The organism is Caulobacter sp. (assembly GCF_039596335.1).
In the GTDB taxonomy this organism is placed as follows: domain Bacteria; phylum Pseudomonadota; class Alphaproteobacteria; order Caulobacterales; family Caulobacteraceae; genus Caulobacter.
The window spans coordinates 430,308-449,232 of the sequence record NZ_JBCNJZ010000001.1 but is presented as its reverse complement, the minus strand read 5'-3'; the positions used below and the strand labels follow the sequence as shown (position 1 = coordinate 449,232).

Here is an 18,925-nt window from a genome sequence, read left to right as displayed (position 1 = left end):
TTTGCGCCTTACGACTTCTGATTTTGTCCCAAAGGCTTACCAAAAACTGACGTGCGTCCACCACTGTTAAGGTCTTGGTAACGCTCCGGCGAGAAAATGTGAAAAAATGTAATAAGTTAATGTCAAATGGTGGTGGGGTTCCTGGGTTGTGCTGCTCACCGCGGCCCAGAACTGACGTACGCGGGCTTTAGACCTGGATCGACGTCGGGTGAACCTTCCGGTTGTGTGGGACCAGGGAAATGGCGACGACCTATCAACTTCTGCTGCGCCGAAAGGCGGAGCTGGAAACGCGCATGATCGAAGCGCAAAGACGGGCGCAAGCTCCGTTCGAGGGCGAGCTGCGTGCAATCATCCTGGCGCTGGACGCGCTGAAACAGGCTGGCCTGGCCGAGCGGCTGTCGGCCGTCGAGGCCGCGCCCTTCGCGCCGCCCACGCCGGGCAAGCGCGGCCGACGCGGACGTTCGACCCGCGACATGATCCTGATGACCCTGGCGCAGGCGCCGGGCCTCAACGAGGCCGAGATCGCCCGCCAGCTGGATCACCCCTGGAGCCGCCCCGTGACCCCCGTCCAGGTGGGCCGCGAGCTGGAGGCCTTGGAGGTCGAAGGCCTGGCCAAGCGCTCGGGCCCCGGCTGGATCCGCCTGGATGAACAGGCTGAGGCCGAGGAAGAGCCGCGCAGCTTCAGCGTGGCCGTCCCCGGGCACTAAGACGACGCTCTAGGCGGCCCCGCCCAGCTCCTGCACCTCTTCGAAGGTGCGCAGGCCGGGCCGCTGGGCGCAGACCAGGACCGCCATGTTGCCGGGCAGATGCTGGTTGGCCAGCATCTTCTCGTGCGCGGCCGGGATGTCCTTCCACGGGAAGACCTCCGACAGGCATGGGTCGACGCGACGGTCGACCACCAGCTGATTGGCCGCCGAGGCCTGCATCAGATTGGCGAAGTGGCTGCCCTGGACCCGCTTCTGTCGCATCCACAGGAAGCGGGCGTCCATGGTCAGGTTGAAGCCGCTGGTGCCGGCGCAGATGGCCACCATGCCGCCGCGCTTGACCACGAACACCGACACCGGGAACGTCGCCTCGCCGGGATGCTCGAACACCAGGTCCACGTCGCGATTGCCGGTGATCTGCCAGATGGCTTTGCCGAACTTGCGGCTCTCCTTCATGTAGTCGGTGAACTCGGGGCCGTTGACCTTGGGCAGTTGGCCCCAGCAGTCGAACTCGTTGCGGTTCAGCACCGCCTTGGCCCCCATCGACAGCACGAACTCGCGCTTGTCCTCGCTACTGACCACGCCGATGGCATTAGCTCCCGCCACGGCGGCCAACTGTACGGCGAAGACCCCGAGGCCTCCCGAAGCGCCCCAGACCAGCACGTTCTGGCCGGGCTTCAGCTCATGCGGCTTGTGGCCGAACAGCATGCGGTAGGCCGTCGCCAGGGTCAGGGTGTAGCAGGCGGCCTCTTCCCAGGTCAGGTGTCGGGGACGCGGCAGCAGCTGGCGCGACTGAACCCGGCAGAACTGGGCGAAGCTGCCGTCCGGCGTCTCATAGCCCCAGATCCGCTGGCTGGACGAGTACATCGGGTCGCCGCCATTGCACTCCTCGTCGTCGCCGTCGTCCTGGTTACAGTGGATGACAACCTCGTCGCCCAGCTTCCAGCGCTTCACCTTCGACCCGACCGCCCAGACGATGCCCGAGGCGTCGCTGCCGGCGATGTGGAACGGCTGCTTGTGGCCGTCCAGCGGGCTGATGGGCTCGCCCAGGGCGGCCCAGACGCCGTTGTAATTGACGCCCGCGGCCATCACGAGGACCAGCACCTCGTCCTCGCCGATCTCCCAGGTCGGGACAACCTCGACCTGCATGGCGGTCGAGGGCTTGCCGTGGCGCTCCTTGCGGATGCTCCAGGCGTACATGGTCTTGGGCACGTGGAAGGCCGGCGGGATCTCGCCGATCTCGTACAGGTCCTTGAGGACAGGTTCAGCGGTCATGTCACTCCCCGTGCCTAAGACTGTGTGGCCCGATGGCTTTCCGGGTCCTTGGCCCGAAGGCTGAGACAACTGTTTGAACCTGGCAAGCGGAATCTTGTGCGCCGCAACATGGCGCCGGGGAAGCTTGTCGCTGGAAGCGGCGCGGGCCACGGTGGCGGCATGATCCACCTGTCGCATCCCCAACCCGCCATCGCCCTGGTCGAGCTGGACACCGCCCCCGCCAATGTCCTGGCCATGGCCGAGCGGGCGCGGCTGCTGGAGGCCTTCGCGGCGATCCAGGCCGACAAGGCCGTGCGGGTGGTGGTCCTGACCGGCCGCAACGGCGCGTTCTGCACGGGCGACGACCTGGCCGAGGCTCTGTCGCGCGATGCGTCCACCCAGAGCGCGGCGATCCTGCACTTCCTCGATATGTGCGCCCAGATCGCCGCTTGCCGCGTCCCGGTGATCGCGGCCGTCGACGGCTGGTGCATCGGCGGCGGCCTGGAATTGGCCCTCTCCGCCGATATTCGCCTGGCCAGCGACCGCGCCAGCTTCGCCTGCTCGGCGGTGCGGATGGGCCTGACGGCCTCGGCCGACCGCCTGACCCGGCTGGTCGGCGAAAGCCGCGCCAAGCCCCACCTCCTGACCGGCGCGCCCTTCGACGCTGCGCGGGCGCTGGCGGACGGGATGGTGGCGGAGGTCCATCCGGCAGAGGGGCTGCTGGACGCGGCGATGGCCATGGCGCGGGTGATCGCCTCCCGCGCGCCCCTGGCCATCGAGGCGACCAAGCGCGTGGCGTCGGGCGTCTCGACCACCAACGCGGAGATCCCAGGCCTGGCCGCCACTGCCGATCACGCCGAGGCGCGGGCAGCGTTTGTCGCCAAGCGGACGGCCGTCTTCACGGGCGCCTGACAAACCGGCCGGAGCCTGGAAATGGACCTGATCAGCCTGCCCGTTTCGCCGTTCGCCGCGCGGGTCCGCATCGCGATCTACGCCAAGGGACTGCCGATCGACCTGATCCCGCCGCCGGCCGACTGGCGCGAGAGCCGCGGCTTCCGGGACCTGTCCCCGACAGGTCGTGTCCCGGTCCTGCTGGATGCGCGCGGACCGATCTGGGAGTCGGCGGTCGTGCTGGAATATCTGGAGGAGCGGTTTCCGGACGCGCCGTCCCTGATGCCTGTCGATGTCTTCGACCGGGCGATGGCCAGGCTGATCGTCCGCCACGTCGATCTCTATCTGATGCCGCCGATGGTCGTGCTCGCCGAGCCCCGCACCGACGCCGCGCGGTCGCGCCGAGCGGTCGAGGAGCTGGTGGACGCGGTGACGATGCTGGACGGGCTTCTGAGCGGCGAGCGCTACGCCCTGGGCGAGCGCCTGACGATCGCCGACTGCGCGCTGGCGCCTGCCCTGTTCGCCCTGCAGGTCACGGCCGAGCGGATCGGTATGGATCTGGTCGAGCCGGCTTCCGTCACCGACGGCTATGCGCGGTCCTCGCGGAGCGACCCTCATGTGGCGCGAGTCATCGCTGAGATGGAGGAAGGCCTGCGCCACCTGGTGCGGGTCGGCTAAAAAAAGGGCAGCCTGACGCACCCGCGAACCTCATATTGCGTCGCAGCAATTCCCGGCTCATGATCTCCGGTAAGCACGGCCGCTAGAGCCGCCCGGGAGCCCGCCATGTCGTCGACGCCGTACCAGCACGCGCCCGATCCGCCGTGGATCTTCCGCACCTATGCCGGCCACTCGACGGCCGAGAAGTCCAACGCCCTCTATCGCGCCAATCTGGCCAAGGGGCAGACGGGGCTGTCGGTGGCCTTCGACCTGCCGACCCAGACCGGCTACGATCCCGACCACATCCTGGCGCGCGGCGAGGTCGGCAAGGTCGGGGTGCCGGTCAGCCATCTGGGCGACATGCGCGCCCTCTTCAGCGAGATCCCGCTGGAGAAGATGAACACCTCCATGACCATCAACGCCCCGGCCGCCTGGCTCTTGGCGATGTATGTGGCGCTGGCTGACGAGCAGGGGGCGGACCGTAAGCTTCTCCAGGGCACGACCCAGAACGACCTGATCAAGGAGTATCTGTCCCGCGGCACCTACATCTTCCCGCCGGGGCCGTCGTTGCGGCTGATCGGCGACATGATCGCCTGGTGCTATCGCGAGGTTCCGAAGTGGAACCCGATGAACGTCTGCAGCTACCACCTGCAGGAGGCGGGCGCGACGCCGGAGCAGGAGCTGGCCTTCGCCCTGGCCACGGCGATCTCAGTGCTGGACACCGTGAAGGCCGGCGGCCAGGTGCCCGACGAGGACTTCGAGATCGTCGCCTCGCGGATCAGCTTCTTCGTCAATGCGGGCGTCCGCTTCGTCACCGAGCTGTGCAAGATGCGGTCGTTCACGAAGCTCTGGGACCAGATCCTGCTGGAGCGCTATGGCGTGCAGGACAAGAAGGCGCGGCGCTTCCGCTACGGGGTGCAGGTCAACAGCCTCGGTTTGACCGAGCCGCAGCCCGAGAACAACGTCTACCGCATCCTGATCGAGGCCCTGGCCGTCACGCTCAGCAAGGATGCCCGCTGCCGGGCCCTGCAGCTGCCGGCCTGGAACGAGGCCCTGGGCCTGCCGCGCCCGTGGGACCAGCAGTGGTCGCTGCGGCTGCAGCAGGTGCTGGCCTACGAGACCGACCTGCTGGAATACGAAGACCTGTTCGAGGGCTCCCACGTGGTCGAGGCCAAGGTCGCCGAGCTGTCCTCGGGCGCGCTGGCGCAGTTGGCTGAGATCGACGCCATGGGCGGGGCGGCCAGCGCCATCGACTACATGAAGGCGCAACTGGTCGCGTCCAACGCCAAGCGGGTGCGCTCGGTCGAGACCGGCGAGATGACCGTGGTCGGCGTCAATCGCTGGACCGATACCGAGGTCTCGCCGTTGTCAGCCGGGGAGGGGGCGATCGAGACGGTCGATCCCAAGCTGGAGGCCGATGTCGTCGCCCGCCTGAAGGCCTGGCGCGAGGCCCGCGATCCCGCCGTCGTCGATGCCGCCTTGGTCGACCTGCAGGCCGCCGCCCGCGACGGTCGCAACGTCATGGAGCCTTCGATCGCCGCCGCCAAGGCGGGGGTCACCACCGGCGAATGGGCCGGGGCCCTGCGCGAAGTGTTCGGCGAGTATCGCGGCCCGACCGGCGTGGCGGTGGTGGTCTCCAGTGGCGAGGCCGAGGACGTCGAGGCCGTGAAGCGCGAGGTCGAGCGGGTCTCGGAGGTCCTGGGCCGCACCCTGACCTATCTGGTCGGCAAGCCGGGCCTGGACGGCCATTCCAACGGCGCCGAGCAGATCGCCACCCGCGCCCGGGCCTGTGGCATGGAGGTGGTCTATGACGGCATCCGCTCGACGCCAGAGGAGATCGTGCGCCGAGCCAAGGAGAGCCGCGCCCACGTGGTGGGTCTGTCGATCCTGTCGGGCTCGCACCTGGACCTGGTGCAGGAGGTCGTCCGCGTGATGCGCGCCGAGGGGCTGGACCACATCCCGATCGTCGCCGGCGGCATCATCCCCGAGGCCGACGCCCTGGTGCTGAAGCAGATGGGCGTGGCGCGGATCTATACGCCCAAGGATTTCCGGATCACCGAGATCATGGACGACGTGGTGAAGCTGGTTGAGGCGGCGGCGCGGGAAAAGGCCTAGGCCCTCTCGCGCCGTCCCAGTCGCCACGCCGCCGTGAAGCCCACCAGGGCCAGCGGCAGGAAGGCCCCGAACAGGATCAGGCCGTGGCTGGGGGCCAGGGCCGTGTCGATGCCCTCGCTGAAGCCCAGCACATTGGCCATGGCCCCAGCGCCGGCCGCGCCGACCGCGCCGCCGATCAGCTGCGAGGTGGGGACGGCCGACGACGCCATGGCCTGCTCGGCGGCCGGAGCGCCTGCGATCGTGCGGCGGGCGATGAAGGCGTGGCTGAGGCCGAAACCAGCGCCCAGCAGGGCGAAAGCGGCGGCGGTCCAGGCCATGTCGGCGCGGGCGGTGGTCCAGGCGCTGGCGGCCGCGCCCAACACGATGATCCCGGCTCCGGTGCGGACCAGGGTCCCGTCCTTCTGGGCCGAGACGTGGCCGACCAGCAGGGCGCAAAGGGTCCAGCCGGCGGCGATGGCCCCGGTGACGTAGCCGGCGACCAGCGGCGAGGCGGCGTGGCGGGCCTGGATGAAGGCCGGACCATAGACGGTGAAGCCGATCACCGCGGCCTCGCAGGCGAAGACGGTCAGCAGGCCCAGGCCCGTGGCGGTGCGCAGGTCGCTGGCGGAGGCCGGCAGCAGGCGATCCTCGGTGCGGCGATTAACGGCCAGCATGGCGATCATGCCGGCGATCCCGGCCACGGCCAGGGCGGCGGCGAGGGCGGGCGAGGCGACGATCCCGGCTGCGCCTATCAGGCTTACGCCCAGGACCAGCAGGATCAGCTGCCGGGTCGGGATGCGGCTGCGAGAGGCGTCGGCGCCGCCGGCCGGCAGCATGACCATCACTGCGCCGATGAAGATGATGGCCTGGACGACGAACAGCCAGAAGGTGCCGCGCCAGAAGCCGGCGGCGGCGAACAGGCCGCCCAGGGTCGGGCCCAGCAGGGTCGCCGCGCCCCATACCCCGGCCACGGCGCCATAGACTCGCGGCCACAGGCGCTCGGGGAACAGGGCGGTGATAGCGACGTAGCACAGGGCGACCACGGCCCCAGCCCCCAGGCCCTGGACCAAGCGGCCGACGATGAAGGTGACGAACTCCGGCGCCAGCGCGCCCATGGCGCAGCCTATGGCGTAGATGGCGCCCGAGAAGGCTGTGGCGGCGCGCAGCCCCAGCGCCATCGACAGCTTGCCCGAGCACGCCCCGGCGACGATCGAGCCCGTCAGATAGGCCGCGACCGACCAGCCAAAATACTGGTGGCCGCCGATGTCGCGGGCCACGCTGGGCATGATGGTGGCCGTCACCAGGGTGTCGGCGGCGTTCAGCCAGATGCCCAGGCACAGCAGGGCGAAGCGAGGGGCCAGGGCCTTGTCGAACAGGCGAACGTCACCGGTGGAGGTCATGGTCGATCCCCTGGACCGGGACCGATGCAGGGTCAATGGCGTTGAAGTCCCGTGACCCTCGTGAACCCCACCACGCACGCCCTGGCGGCCCTCTGGTCGGTCCTGCTGGACCTCGTCCTGGCCGGGATGCTGGTCTTCCTGCTGGTCGACCGTCTGGCCCCGCCGCAGGACCTGCCGTGGAAGCCGTTCTCGCTGAACCAGCCGATCGGCCTGGCCACGGCCGGCAAGCTGGCGCGGATCAGCGCTGACCCGGCCGCCTGCCGTGCAGCCCTGCGCGCGGGCGGCATCGACCCGGTCGACCAGCCGGTGCGCGAGGAAGGCTTCTGCTCGACCCGCGACACGGTGCGGGCCCAGAGCCGCCTGTCGCCGGCTGCCCCGATCATGACCTGCCCGGTAGCCCTAGGCTACGCCCTGTGGGAGCGGCAGGTGATCGAACCGGCCGCCCGACAGGGGCTGGCCTCACCCGTGACCCGCGTCGAGCATCTCGGGACCTATGCCTGCCGCACGATTGGCGGCGCGAAGAGCGGCCGGCCCAGCCAGCACGCCACCGCCAATGCCCTGGACGTCGCGGGCTTCCGCCTGGCCGACGGGCGGCGGATCACGGTGCTGAAGGACTTCCGCGGCGATGACGATGAAGCGCGGTTCCTGCACACGGTGCGCGACGGCGCCTGTCGGGTGTTCGGGGTGGTGCTGGGCCCCGACTACAACGCCGCCCACGCCGACCATCTGCACCTGAATCCGGCGCCCTACAGCCTTTGTCGCTGAGCGCGGTTGAAGCCGTCGCCAAGGTCGTGCTTGGGTGCGGCGTTAACCTTTTCCAGGCGTTCCCCCATTCATGGCCGGCTATCGCGTCCCGCGACATCCGCACGTCGATCACGAGGTGCGCCACAGGAGCCGTCTGGCCCGCTACGCGGCGCTGGTGATCCTGTGGCTGATCGTGCTGCTGATGGCCTTCGTCGCCGAGCGCAAGATTCCCGACCAGCACCTGCCGTGGAAGCCGCTCAGCGTCGTCGATCCGGTCGGCTTGGCCACGCGGGTCAAGGCCGCCCGCGCGGGGGCCGATCCCAGGGTGTGCCGCGGCATCATGAGCCGGGCGGGCGTGGCCTATGTCGAGGTCCCTGATCGCACGGAAGGCCAGTTCTGCCAGCTGCGCGACGCGGTGCGGCTGGAGACGGGCCTGGCGCGGCTGGAGCCGGCCGACGCGCCCCTGGTCTGCAAGGAGGCCCTGGCCCTGGTGATCTGGGAACGCCAGGTCGTGCAGCCGGCCGCCGACGAGCTGCTGGGCCAGCACGTGGCCGGCCTGCAGCACTATGGCAGCTATGCCTGCCGCCGGATGTACGGCCTGCAGGAGGGGCCGGTCAGCGAGCACGCCACCGCCGACGCCATCGACATCGCCGGCTTCAAGCTGGCGGACGGGCAAGTGATCAGCGTCGCCAGCGACTGGACGGACCCCGGCCCGCGCGGGCAGTTCCTGCGCCGGGTGCGGGACGGGGCTTGCCGGGTGTTCCTGACGACGCTGGGCCCCGACTACAACGCCGAGCACCGCGACCACTTCCACCTGGACATGAGCGGCGGGAACAAGTGCGCCTGACGGCGCCCTAGAGCGTCGCCGCCACCTCGGCCATCTGGTCGGCGACGATGCCCCAACCCTCGTGGAAGCCCATGGCCTCGTGGGTCTGGCGGTCCTCGACGGTCCAGTGGCGGGCCACGGCGCGGTAACGGGTCTTGCCGCCGCCGAGGTCTTCGAAGGTGATGATGCCGACCATGAACGGCTTAGCCGAGGGCTCCCAGGCCTTGGTGAAGGCGTCGGTGAAGACGATCTTCTGGTTCTCGATCACTTCCAGATAGACGCCGGGGTTGGGCATGACCTCGCCCTCCGGACCCTCCATGACGATGTAGCTGTCGCCGCCGCTGCGCACATCCATGCGGGCTTCGGTGACACGCCAGGGCTTGGGGCAGAACCATTCGCCCATGCGTTCGGGCGTGGTCCACAGCTTGAACAGCTTGGCGGCCGGCACGTCGATGATGCGTTCCAGAACCAGTTCCCTGTCAGAGGGGAAATTGGCGGCGGGGAAGTCGGCGGTGTCGAGCATCGGGCGTCTCCTTTGTCTGAACTCTCGCCGCAAGGACGGGGCGGAAACAACCGTGCCGACATTTCGCGTCGAATTTTTTCCGCGGCTTGACCTCGCCGGTTGGCGGCCTCAGGGTGACGGCAATTCAAACAAACGTTTAGGGAGCCCGCCATGAGCCTCTTCGACCTGTCCGGCAAGGTGGCGATCATCACCGGATCCTCGCGTGGGATCGGCAAGGCGATCGCCGAGCGGATGGCCGAGCATGGCGCCAAGGTGGTGATCTCCTCGCGCAAGGCCGGGCCCTGCGACGAGGTGGCGGCGGCGATCAACGCCCAGCACGGCGCGGGCACGGCGATCGCAGTCCCGGCCAACATCGCCTCGAAGGAAGACCTGCAGAATCTGGTCGACGAGACCCGCAAGGCCTTCGGCAAGGTCGACATCTGCGTCTGCAACGCGGCCAGCAATCCCTATTACGGCCCGCTGTCGGGCATCGCCGACGACCAGTTCCGCAAGATCCTGGACAACAATATCATCAGCAATCACTGGCTGATCGGCATGGTCGCGCCGGAAATGCGCGAGCGGAAGGACGGGGCGATCATCATCGTGTCGTCGATCGGCGGCCTGCGCGGCAACGCCATCATCGGCGCCTACAACATCAGCAAGGCCGCCGACTTCCAGCTGGCCCGCAACCTCGCCCACGAGTTCGGCCCCGACAATGTGCGGGTCAACTGCATCGCGCCCGGCCTGATCAAGACCGACTTTGCCAAGGCCCTGTGGGACAATCCCGAGACCCTGGAGCGCTCGACCAAGGGTGTGCCGCTGCGCCGGATCGGCGAGCCCGACGAACTGGCCGGGGCGGCGGTCTATCTGGCGTCGAAGGCCGGCAGCTTCATGACCGGCCAGGCCCTGGTCGTGGACGGCGGGGCGACGATCTAGGCGATAATACCACCTTGATCTGCGAACGTCGGTCACTTGACCTGGGGTAAGCTTAACTGGTCTTACATCTGTTGCCTTGAAGGCTGGCCGCGAACTCCAGGAAAGCGGACTTGCGGCGCCTTCTCACCTTTCTCGTCCTGATCTGTGCGCTGGCGGCGGGCCCTGTCGCCGCCAAGGACGCCGTATCCCAGGCCGATGCACCCCTGGCCCAGCGCCTGGAGCAGCTGAGCCGTGACATCGGCGCGCGGGCGCACAAGCCGTCGCGCGACAACGAGGATGTCGAGCGCGCCGGCGCCCAGGCGATGGATGAGCGGGGCGAGGAACGGCTCTACGGCCTGTGGCGGGTGCTGTACGCCTACAAGAGCAGCCAGGTCGGCGCGCCGTTCGGCGCCTGGGCGGCCCGGGTGCGCGAGGCGGCCCGCCGCGATCATGATCCGGCCCTGCTGGCCCTCGTCGATCTGGAAGCCCTGGCCTATCGCCACGAGACCCATGGCTACCGGGCCTTCACCGAGGCCGACTGGCAGCGCTTCCTGGACAAGTCGGGCCCCGACATCCGCCTGATGGCCAGCATCGAGCGCGTTCGCCACTTGGGCCAGGTGGGGCGCTGGGCCGAGGCCGCGCGCCTGGCCGCCGACCTCAAGACCGACCTGGAGCGCCGCGGCGACATCGCCCAGCCGCTGCTGGCCGAGCTGCACCAGGTGCACAGCTACACGCTGTCGGACATGGGCGACAAGGAAGGCGCGCTGGACCACATGGCCCGGGCCGCGGCCCTGGACGAGCGCGACGCCTTCTACCTGCGCAAGATCGAGCGGATCTATGACATCGGCTTCACCGCCGCCGAGCTGGGCGAGCTGGACGTGGCCCGCCGGTTTGCGACCCTGCACCACCAGATGACCCTCAACAGCAGCGGCTCGGACGGCACCTGGGACCGCTTCCTGTGCGCGCGGATCGCTCAGCTGTCCGACCAGCCGCGCCAGGTGCTGCAATGCCTGGCGCCGGCCCAGGCCATCGTCGACAAGCCCTCCCGCCGGCTTCAGGTGATCATGCTGGGCATGCGCGCGACCGCCCTGGGCCAGCTGGGGCTGGCCGACGCGGCGCGCGCGGACCTGGTGCGCCTGCGTGGCGTCTCCACCGCGCTCAGCCCGCGCGACCTGCAGGTCGAGGGTCTGATCGAGGCCTATGTTGATCAGGCCGAGGGCCGCAGCCAGGACGCCTTCGCCAAGCTGGACGCCTGGCGCAAGGCCGACACCCGCCAGACCAATCGCGAACACGCCCGCAGCGTCTCGGAAATGTCGGCCGCCCTCGAGACCGAGCTGCGGGCCAAGCGCGACGAGAGCCGTCGCCTGACCCAGGAGGTGCGGCTGTCGCGCAGCCTGGCGCGGGCCTCGGTGGTCATCGCCATCCTGCTGGCCGTGCTGGTGGCCGGCGGCGTCGCCTGGACGCTGCACCAGCGCCGCGCCTCCCGGGACCTGAAGGGCGCCCAGAAGCGGGCCGAATCCGCCAACCAGGCCAAGTCGGCGTTCCTGGCGGTGATGAGCCACGAGCTGCGCACGCCTCTGAACGGCATGTTGGGCCTGGCCCAGGCCCTGCGCAGCGGCCAGCTGACCGACGAACAGCGCGAGCAGGTCGACCTGATCCTGGACAGCGGCGACACCCTGCTGGTGCTGCTGAACGACATTCTCGACCTCTCCAAGATCGAGGCCGGCAAGCTGGAGATCGCCCCGACTGCCGGTGACATCGTCCAGACCTGCGCGCGTCTGGTCGGCGGCTACCAGCCCACGGCCCTGGAAAAGGGCGTCGACCTGACCTTCCAGCTTGAGAGCGCCGCGCCCGGCCCGTTGATGTTCGACGGGGTGCGGGTGCGCCAGTGCCTGACCAACCTCGTGTCCAACGCCCTGAAGTTCACCACCCACGGCAAGGTCGAGGTGGGGCTGGCCTGCTATCCGGAAGAGGATGGTCGTGTGCGCGTGCGCCTGCGGGTGTCGGACACCGGCATCGGCATGAACGAGGCGACGATCGCCAAGCTGTTCCGCGCCTTCACCCAGGCCGACGCCTCCACCACCCGAAATTTCGGCGGGACGGGCCTGGGGCTGAACATCACCCGCCGCCTAGTCAAGATGATGCGCGGCGAGATCGCCGTGGAAAGCCAGGAAGGCCGCGGTTCGGTCTTCACCATCGAGATGGTGGTCGACACCGCCGAGCCCCTGGAGCTGCCGCCCGAGCTGGACGAGGCCGGTGACGCCGAGTCGGGCTTTGCCGCCCTGACCGGCCGCCGGGTGCTGGTGGTCGACGACCATCCGGTCAATCGCCGGGTCATCCGCCTGTTCCTCGAACCGTTCGAATGCGAGCTGGTCGAGGCCGAGAACGGCCAGCGGGCCTTGGAGACCCTGGCCCTGCAGCCGATCGACATCGTGCTGATGGACGTCAACATGCCGGTGATGGACGGGCTGGAGGCCACGCGTCGCCTGCGCCAGGATCCGCGCCTGGCCCGCCTGCCGGTGATCGCCCTGACCGCCGACGTGATGTCGGCCCAGATCAAGACCTGCCTGGACGCCGGCTGCGACGCCCACGTGGCCAAGCCGATCGACCTGCGCAACCTGCTGTCGGTCATGGACCGCTGCATGGCCCGCGCCAGCGCCCGCGACCTGGTGGCCGGCCTGGGCGCGGCGCCGAGCGTGGCGATGATGCGGCCCGCGCCGGCTTTGCAGGACGGCTAGGCCATCGCCTCTCGCGCCGCGGCCAGGCGTTCGATCGCCGCGTCCAGGGTCGCGTCGGCCTTGGCGAAGCACAGGCGGACCACGGTGGTGACGGAGCTTTCGGCGTAGAAGGCCGAGACCGGGATGGCGGCGACGCCATGCTCAGTCACGCACCGCTCGCAGAAGGTGACGTCATCGACGGCCACGCCCGAGGCGGCCAGGTCGACGTTTAGGAAATAGGTCCCCTGGCTCTCCAGCACGACATAGCCGGCCGTGCGCAGGCCGGCGGTCAGGCGGTCGCGTGAGCGCTGCAGGTCCCGGGGCATGTCGTCGAACCAGGCGCGGTGGTGCTCCAGGCCCCAGGCGACGCCCGCCTGCAGGTTGGGCGGGGTGGTGAAGGTCAGGAACTGGTGGGCGGCCGCCAGGGCCTTGGCCAGGGGCGGGGCGGCCATCAGGAAACCGACCTTCCAGCCGGTCATGCCGAACAGCTTGCCGGCCGAGCTGATCTTCACCGTCCGCTCGCGCATGCCCGGGAAAGACATCAGCGGGCGGTGGCGGCGATCGTCGAAGACCACGGCCTCCCAGACCTCGTCGCAGACGGCGATCACGTCGTGGCGGACGCAGAACTCAGCCAAGAGGGCCAAATCCTCATCGGGGGCGACGACGCCGGCCGGATTCAGCGGGCTGTTCAGCACCACCATCCGGGTCCTGTCGCTGAAGGCCGCCTCCAGCATCGCCCGCGTAAAGCGCCAGTGCGGCGGCGTCAGGGTGACCAGTCGGGGGATCCCGCCCGCCCGGCGCACCAGCGGCAGATAGGCGTCGTACAGCGGCTGGAACAGCATCACCTCGTCGCCGGGCGAGATCAGCGCCGTGAACGCCGCCGCCAGGGCCTCCGTCGCCCCGGACGTGACGACGATCTCGCTGTCGGGGTCCAGCGCCAGGTCCTGGGTCCGCTGGTAGTGGCCGGCGACGGCGGCGCGCAGCTCGGGCAGGCCGCGCATCGGCGGATACTGGTTCAGCCCCTCAATCAGCGCCCGGGCCGCGGCCTCGCGCACGGGGAGGGGACCCTGATCGTCGGGAAAGCCCTGGCCCAGGTTGATCGCGCCGTGCTGGCGGGCCAGGCCGCTCATGCGCTCAAACACCGTGGTCGGAAGATTGTCGAAGACGGGATGGACCATGACCCGTGATTAGCACTGAACCCTAGGCCGGGCTCGCGCATTTCCGTGGCCTAAGCTTCAGTGGAGGGTAATCACATGAACGGCGTTGGTTTCATCGGAGCCATCATCATCGGCATCTTCGCCGGCTGGCTGGCCGAGAAGATCATGAAGCGCGATCACGGCCTGCTGACCAATCTGGTCGTCGGCCTCGTCGGCGCGCTCTTGGGCGCGTTCATCGTCAGCATGCTGGGCATCAGCTACGGCGGCTGGATCGCCAGCCTGGTCGTCTCGACCCTGGGCGCGGTGCTGCTGCTGTGGCTGTTCGGCCTGGTGAAGCGGCGGTAGTCAGCTCGCCGCGGCTTCGGCCTCGGCGCCATCGCTCTCGCTGGCGCGGCGCATCCGTCGCGCCAGGTCTGAGACCAGGAAGCTCGGAATGTCGCCGACTGGCATCGGACGCCCGTACAGGAAGCCCTGGAAGGTGTCGCAGCGCATGTCGGCCAGCAGGCGGGCCTGAGACGGCGTCTCAACACCCTCGGCGGTGACCTTCAGGTTCAGGGTCTGGCCCAACAGGGTGATGGTGCGCAGGATGTCGGCAATGGCCGCATTGTCCTGCATCTCGGCCACGAACGAGCGGTCGATCTTGATCTTGTCGAACGGGAACCGCCACAGATAGGCCAGGCTGGAATAGCCGGTGCCGAAGTCGTCCATGGCGATCTTCACGCCCAGGGCCTTCAGGTCGGCCAGCTGCTTCAGCGTGCGAGCGCTGTCGTGCAGCAGCAGGCCCTCGGTAATCTCCAGCTCCAGTCGCGAGGGATGCAGGCCCGAGGCCTTCAGTGCTTTGCGGACCTGGGCCACCAATTGGCCCGAAGCGAACTGGTTGGGCGACAGATTGACGGCCACGGTCATCGGCGCGGGCCATCCGGCGGCCGTGCGGCAGGCCTCCATCAGCACCCACTCGCCGATCTTGCCGATCAGGCCCCATTGCTCGGCGTGCTCGACGAAGTCAGCCGGCGCGACCAGGCCGCGGCGCGGATGTTGCCAGCGCAGCAGGGCCTCGAAGCCGGTAATCTCGTTCTCGCTGGCGCCGATCAGGGGCTGGAAGAACAGCTTCAGCTCGTCCTTGGCCAGGGCGTCGCGCAGGTCCAGCTCCAGGGCGCGGCGCTCCTGGGCCCAGACGTCCATGGCGGTCTCGAAGAAGCGATAGGCCCCGCGGCCGTCGCCCTTGGCGCCATAGAGAGCCAGGTCGGCGTTCTTCAGCAGGCCGTCCGGATCGTCGGCGTGCAGGGGCGCAACGGCGATGCCGACGCTGGCGCCGATCAGCACGTTGTGGCCGCGAACGTCGTAAGGGCGCGACAGGGCCGCGACGATCGACTGGGCGAGATCTCCAAGGGCCGCGTGGCCGGGCGAGGGGGCGATGACCACGGCGAACTCGTCGCCGCCCAGGCGCGAAACCAGGCCGGCCTCGCCGACGCAGGCCTTCAGGCGGGCCGAGGCCTGGATCAGCAGATCATCGCCGATCGGATGGCCCAGGCTGTCGTTGACGCCCTTGAAGTGGTCCAGGTCCAGGCACAGAACGGCGCAGCCGGCTCCGCTGCCGCCCTGGGCCTTGGGTTGGCCATGCTCGGTCCAGGCGCGGCCCAGGGCCTGCAGGAACGACAGGCGGTTGGGTAGCTGGGTCAGCACGTCGTAGTGGGCCAGGCGCGAGATGCGGGCCTGGTCTTCGCGCGCGCGGGTGATGTCGGCGCCAACGCCGCGGAAGCCGGTGAAGCATCCGTCCAGGTCGTGCACGGGCTTGGCCGCCAGCGACCACCAGTGGGTCTCGTCGCCCACCTGGACCGACACGACGACGTCGCGGAAAGTCTTCTGCTCGGCGAACAGGGCCGACAGCGCGGCGACCGCGCCGGAGGGACCGCCCTCGGCCGCGCCGCACAGGGCCGACATCGGCCGCCCGATCAGCGTGTCTTTCTCGACCCCGGCCGCGGCGGCCATGCGGTCGGAGACGTAGGTCAGGGCCCCGTGGGCGTCGACCTCCCACAGCCAGTCGCTGGCCCCTTCCTCGAAGTCAGACAGCAGCAGGCTGACCACCTGCTTCTGCTTCTCCAGCTCGTCGGACGCCACCAGGCGCTCGACGAAGATGTGGGCGTGCGACAGGCACGAGGCGCTGACCACCAGGTGGCAGAACACCAGGAGGCCGGCCAGGGCCTGCAGAATCGGATCGGGGCTGGTGACCAGCATGATCAGCGAGCCAACGACCATCGGGGTCGAATAGGCGATCACGGCGGCGGGCAGGGTCAGCATGGCGAAGCCGCCGCAGCCGATCATGCCGGCGATCACCGACGCCACCAGCATCGGCGTGGCGTTGCCGCTTTCCCGGAACGTCAGGGCGGGCAGGACGCCCCACATCACGCCCAGCAGGCCGGCCTGCAGCACCAGGCGGTTGACGCCGCGCGCCGAGACGGTCGCCTTGCCGGTCTTGCGGCGACGCGCCGAGAACCAGCCGTACAGGCCCAAGAGGGCGTAGCCGTTGACGATCATGGCCCAGACCGACAGCGGCAGGGCGTTGGCCGAGCCCAGGCTGGTCAGGCTGACTAGAGAGGCGATCAGGATGTTGGCGCCCATCATCACGGGCGTCAGGCGCAGGATGGCCTGGACCTGTTCCATGCGGACACGGCCGGCCATGGCCTCGGGAACAGCGGGGGAAAAACGGGCCACCAGGGCGCTGGGCCCGCTCGCCAGCTTATCGGCCAGGGCGCTCCAGATGCGACGCCCTATTTCGCGACCGTTCAAGGCGCGATCTCCATGATCAAGCGGAGTGAAATCCCCGGTAGAAACCATGGGGCGGGCCGGTAAACCCACGGTTAAGTCGCGTGGTTTCTCAGTTAAGCGTGGCCCTTAAGGAAAAAGGCCGCGGTCCTTTCGAACCGCGGCCTCTAATTGACTTAAGGTAAGCCCGGAAGGGTCTACTCTTCCTTGACGCGGCGCTTACGGAACGACGGGTTCAGGATCTGCTTGCGCAGACGGATGTTCTTCGGCGTCACCTCGACCAGCTCGTCTTCCTCGATGTAGGCGATGGCCTGTTCGAGGGTCATCTTGCGCGGCGGGGTCAGGCGGATCGACTCGTCCTTGCCCGAGGCGCGGACGTTGGTCAGTTGCTTGGCCTTCATCGGGTTGACGTCGAGATCGTCCGAACGGGCGTTCTCGCCGATGATCATGCCCAGATAGGTCTTCTCGCCGGCGCCGACGAACATCACGCCGCGCTCTTCCAGGTTCCACAGCGCGTAGGCCGCGGTTTCACCGTCCGAGTTCGAGATCAGCACGCCCTTGCGCTGTTGGTCGATCGCGCCCTTGTAGGGCTCGTAGTGGCTGAACACGCGGTTCAGCACGCCCGAACCGCGCGTGTCGGTCAGGAACTCGCCCTGATAGCCGATCAGCGAGCGCGACGGGGCGGTCAGCTGGATGCGGGTCTTGCCGGCGCCCGACGGACCCATGTCCTTCAGCTCGGCCTTACGCAGCGACAGCTTCTCGATGACGATGCCCGAGAACTCGTCGTCGACGTCGATCATGACGTCTTCCATGGGCTCCAGGCGCTTGCCGGTTTCCGGGTCGTTCTGGAACACGACGCGCGGACGCGAGATCGAGACCTCGAAGCCTTCGCGGCGCATGTTCTCGATCAGAACGCCCAGCTGCAGTTCGCCGCGGCCCGAGACTTCGTAGGCGTCGCCTTCGCTGGTCTCGGTCACCTTGATGGCGACGTTCGATTCGGCTTCCTTCAGCAGGCGGTCGCGGATGACGCGCGACTGGACCTTGTCGCCTTCGCGACCGGCCAGCGGGCTGTCGTTGACCGAGACGGTCATCGAGATGGTCGGCGGGTCGATCGGCTGCGAGGGCAGGGCGTCGGTGACTTCCAGTGCGCACAGGGTGTCGGCCACGGTCGCCTTGGACATGCCGGCGATGGCGACGATGTCACCCGCTTCGGCGCCTTCGTCGACCGGCTGGCGCTTCAGGCCGCGGAAAGCCAGCACCTTGGTGATGCGGCCGCGCTCGATTTCCTTGCCGTTGCGGTCCAGGGCCTTGATGGCCATGCCGGGAACGGCCTTGCCGCTCTCGATGCGGCCGGTCAGCAGGCGGCCCAGGAACGGGTCGCTTTCGATCAGCACGTTCAGGATCTGGAAGGGCTCGTTGACCTTGGCGATCTGCTTGGGTTCCGGTACGTGGCGCACGATCAGGTCGAACAGCGGGGCGAGGTTGTCGCTCGGCACGTTCATGTCCAGCGTCGCCCAGCCCGAACGGCCCGAGGCGTAGATGTGTGGGAAGTCCAGCTGCTCGTCCGTGGCGCCGATGGCGGCGAACAGGTCGAAGGCGGCGTTGTGGACGCGGTCCGGATCGGCGTGGGCGCGGTCGACCTTGTTGATGCAGAGGATCGGGCGCAGGCCCATCTTCAGCGCCTTGGTCAGCACGAACTTGGTCTGCGGCATCACGCCTTCTTCGGCGTCGATCAGCAGGACGCAGCCGTCCACCATGCCCAGGATGCGCTCGACTTCACCGCCGAAGTCGGCGTGGCCGGGGGTGTCGATGATGTTGATGCGGGTTTCGCCCGCTTCGCCGTTCCACAGGACCGAGGTGCACTTGGCCAGGATGGTGATCCCGCGCTCGCGCTCCTGGTCGTTGGAGTCCATGGCGCGTTCGGTCGTCGCCTCGTTGGCGCGGAACACGCCCGACTGGGCCAGCAGCTGATCGACGAGGGTGGTCTTGCCATGATCGACGTGCGCGATGATGGCGATATTTCGCATGGACATGGGAGCGGACGGACTTTCGGGAGGAATAGGGGATGACGCTTACGCGTCAGGCGCGCGGCTTTTACGCGACTGCGCTGCAATTATCCACCCCCACCCACACTAAACCCATGCTCAAGGTAACCGGTGTCATGCGCAAAGCCTTACGCCGCTTGGCTTTGCGCGGTGTTCTCAAGCGAGACCGTTTCAAGCGCAACAAATTGTGCAATGCAGCATGACTAAAAAATGGGCTATTTAGAATAGCGCCGTTACGTAATCCTTGTGGTGCAAA

15 protein-coding genes are annotated in these 18,925 nt (G+C 68.5%); 9 read left to right on the top strand and 6 right to left on the bottom strand.

Going from position 1 to position 18,925, the window contains the following annotated elements; all coding sequences use genetic code 11:
* Positions 1-293 precede the first annotated feature (293 nt).
* Positions 294-707 carry a hypothetical protein gene (locus ABDW31_RS02205; RefSeq protein WP_343698254.1) on the top strand — a complete coding sequence of 138 codons (414 nt, stop codon included), beginning with the start codon at positions 294-296 and terminating at the stop codon, positions 705-707.
* A gap of 9 nt (positions 708-716) precedes the next feature.
* Here the strand turns inward: ABDW31_RS02205 and ccrA are convergent, their stop codons facing one another.
* Complete coding sequence (gene ccrA / locus ABDW31_RS02200; protein WP_184716443.1) at positions 717-1,979, bottom strand: crotonyl-CoA carboxylase/reductase; 1,263 nt, start codon at positions 1,977-1,979, stop codon at positions 717-719.
* A gap of 159 nt (positions 1,980-2,138) precedes the next feature.
* On the opposite strand from ccrA, the gene ABDW31_RS02195 reads away from it, so the two are divergent.
* From ABDW31_RS02195 to ABDW31_RS02185, 3 genes are all read left to right on the top strand, one after another.
* Positions 2,139-2,870: an enoyl-CoA hydratase/isomerase family protein gene (locus ABDW31_RS02195; RefSeq protein WP_184716445.1), complete on the top strand. Its 732-nt coding sequence runs from the start codon at positions 2,139-2,141 to the stop codon at positions 2,868-2,870.
* 21 nt (positions 2,871-2,891) lie between these two features.
* Entirely contained in the window at positions 2,892-3,527 is a 636-nt protein-coding gene (locus ABDW31_RS02190) for a glutathione S-transferase family protein (RefSeq protein WP_184716447.1), read from the top strand.
* A gap of 105 nt (positions 3,528-3,632) precedes the next feature.
* Entirely contained in the window at positions 3,633-5,621 is a 1,989-nt protein-coding gene (locus ABDW31_RS02185) for a protein meaA (RefSeq protein ID WP_184716449.1), read from the top strand.
* Here ABDW31_RS02185 and ABDW31_RS02180 read toward each other — a convergent pair.
* Entirely contained in the window at positions 5,618-7,000 is a 1,383-nt protein-coding gene (locus tag ABDW31_RS02180) for an MFS transporter (RefSeq protein ID WP_184716451.1), read from the bottom strand. The genes ABDW31_RS02185 and ABDW31_RS02180 overlap by 4 nt on opposite strands.
* A gap of 51 nt (positions 7,001-7,051) precedes the next feature.
* Between ABDW31_RS02180 and ABDW31_RS02175 the strand changes: the two genes are divergently transcribed.
* The gene (locus tag ABDW31_RS02175; RefSeq protein ID WP_343698253.1) at positions 7,052-7,765 is read left to right on the top strand and encodes an extensin family protein; all 714 of its coding nucleotides are present in this window, start codon (positions 7,052-7,054) and stop codon (positions 7,763-7,765) included.
* Between the two features lie 70 nt (positions 7,766-7,835).
* Positions 7,836-8,591, top strand: a complete 756-nt coding sequence (locus ABDW31_RS02170; RefSeq protein WP_184716453.1) for an extensin family protein — start codon at positions 7,836-7,838, stop codon at positions 8,589-8,591.
* Between the two features lie 7 nt (positions 8,592-8,598).
* Here ABDW31_RS02170 and ABDW31_RS02165 read toward each other — a convergent pair whose 3' ends face one another.
* Positions 8,599-9,093, bottom strand: coding sequence for an SRPBCC family protein (locus ABDW31_RS02165; RefSeq protein WP_184716455.1), 495 nt, complete (start codon positions 9,091-9,093; stop codon positions 8,599-8,601).
* A gap of 150 nt (positions 9,094-9,243) precedes the next feature.
* Here ABDW31_RS02165 and ABDW31_RS02160 point away from each other — a divergent pair, with 150 nt between their 5' ends.
* Entirely contained in the window at positions 9,244-10,008 is a 765-nt protein-coding gene (locus ABDW31_RS02160) for an SDR family oxidoreductase (RefSeq protein ID WP_184716457.1), read from the top strand.
* Between the two features lie 137 nt (positions 10,009-10,145).
* Positions 10,146-12,725, top strand: coding sequence for a response regulator (locus tag ABDW31_RS02155; protein ID WP_343698300.1), 2,580 nt, complete (start codon positions 10,146-10,148; stop codon positions 12,723-12,725).
* Here ABDW31_RS02155 and ABDW31_RS02150 read toward each other — a convergent pair.
* On the bottom strand, positions 12,722-13,882 hold the full coding sequence (locus ABDW31_RS02150) for an aminotransferase (RefSeq protein ID WP_343698252.1): 1,161 nt from the start codon (positions 13,880-13,882) through the stop codon (positions 12,722-12,724). The two genes, ABDW31_RS02155 and ABDW31_RS02150, sit on opposite strands and share 4 nt — an antisense overlap.
* 75 nt (positions 13,883-13,957) lie before the next feature.
* Between ABDW31_RS02150 and ABDW31_RS02145 the strand changes: the two genes are divergently transcribed.
* Positions 13,958-14,206, top strand: coding sequence for a GlsB/YeaQ/YmgE family stress response membrane protein (locus ABDW31_RS02145; RefSeq protein WP_184716463.1), 249 nt, complete (start codon positions 13,958-13,960; stop codon positions 14,204-14,206).
* Here ABDW31_RS02145 and ABDW31_RS02140 read toward each other — a convergent pair whose 3' ends face one another.
* Positions 14,207-16,540, bottom strand: coding sequence for an EAL domain-containing protein (locus ABDW31_RS02140; RefSeq protein ID WP_343698299.1), 2,334 nt, complete (start codon positions 16,538-16,540; stop codon positions 14,207-14,209).
* Between the two features lie 281 nt (positions 16,541-16,821).
* Positions 16,822-18,657: a translational GTPase TypA gene (gene typA / locus ABDW31_RS02135; protein WP_184716467.1), complete on the bottom strand. Its 1,836-nt coding sequence runs from the start codon at positions 18,655-18,657 to the stop codon at positions 16,822-16,824.
* Between the last annotated feature and the right edge of the window lie 268 nt (positions 18,658-18,925).

Bases quoted from the DNA above. Each gene is read 5' to 3' on its own strand.
- ABDW31_RS02195 (WP_184716445.1), top strand. From the start codon at position 2,139: ATGATCCACCTGTCGCATCCCCAACCCGCCATCGCCCTGGTCGAGCTG.
- ABDW31_RS02205 (WP_343698254.1), top strand. From the start codon at position 294: ATGATCGAAGCGCAAAGACGGGCGCAAGCTCCGTTCGAGGGCGAGCTG.
- ABDW31_RS02150 (WP_343698252.1), bottom strand. From the start codon at position 13,882: ATGGTCCATCCCGTCTTCGACAATCTTCCGACCACGGTGTTTGAGCGC.
- ABDW31_RS02180 (WP_184716451.1), bottom strand. From the start codon at position 7,000: ATGACCTCCACCGGTGACGTTCGCCTGTTCGACAAGGCCCTGGCCCCT.
- ABDW31_RS02160 (WP_184716457.1), top strand. From the start codon at position 9,244: ATGAGCCTCTTCGACCTGTCCGGCAAGGTGGCGATCATCACCGGATCC.
- ABDW31_RS02165 (WP_184716455.1), bottom strand. From the start codon at position 9,093: ATGCTCGACACCGCCGACTTCCCCGCCGCCAATTTCCCCTCTGACAGG.
- ABDW31_RS02185 (WP_184716449.1), top strand. From the start codon at position 3,633: ATGTCGTCGACGCCGTACCAGCACGCGCCCGATCCGCCGTGGATCTTC.
- ABDW31_RS02190 (WP_184716447.1), top strand. From the start codon at position 2,892: ATGGACCTGATCAGCCTGCCCGTTTCGCCGTTCGCCGCGCGGGTCCGC.
- ccrA (WP_184716443.1), bottom strand. From the start codon at position 1,979: ATGACCGCTGAACCTGTCCTCAAGGACCTGTACGAGATCGGCGAGATC.
- ABDW31_RS02140 (WP_343698299.1), bottom strand. From the start codon at position 16,540: ATGGCCGGCCGTGTCCGCATGGAACAGGTCCAGGCCATCCTGCGCCTG.
- ABDW31_RS02145 (WP_184716463.1), top strand. From the start codon at position 13,958: ATGAACGGCGTTGGTTTCATCGGAGCCATCATCATCGGCATCTTCGCC.
- typA (WP_184716467.1), bottom strand. From the start codon at position 18,657: ATGTCCATGCGAAATATCGCCATCATCGCGCACGTCGATCATGGCAAG.
- ABDW31_RS02170 (WP_184716453.1), top strand. From the start codon at position 7,836: ATGGCCGGCTATCGCGTCCCGCGACATCCGCACGTCGATCACGAGGTG.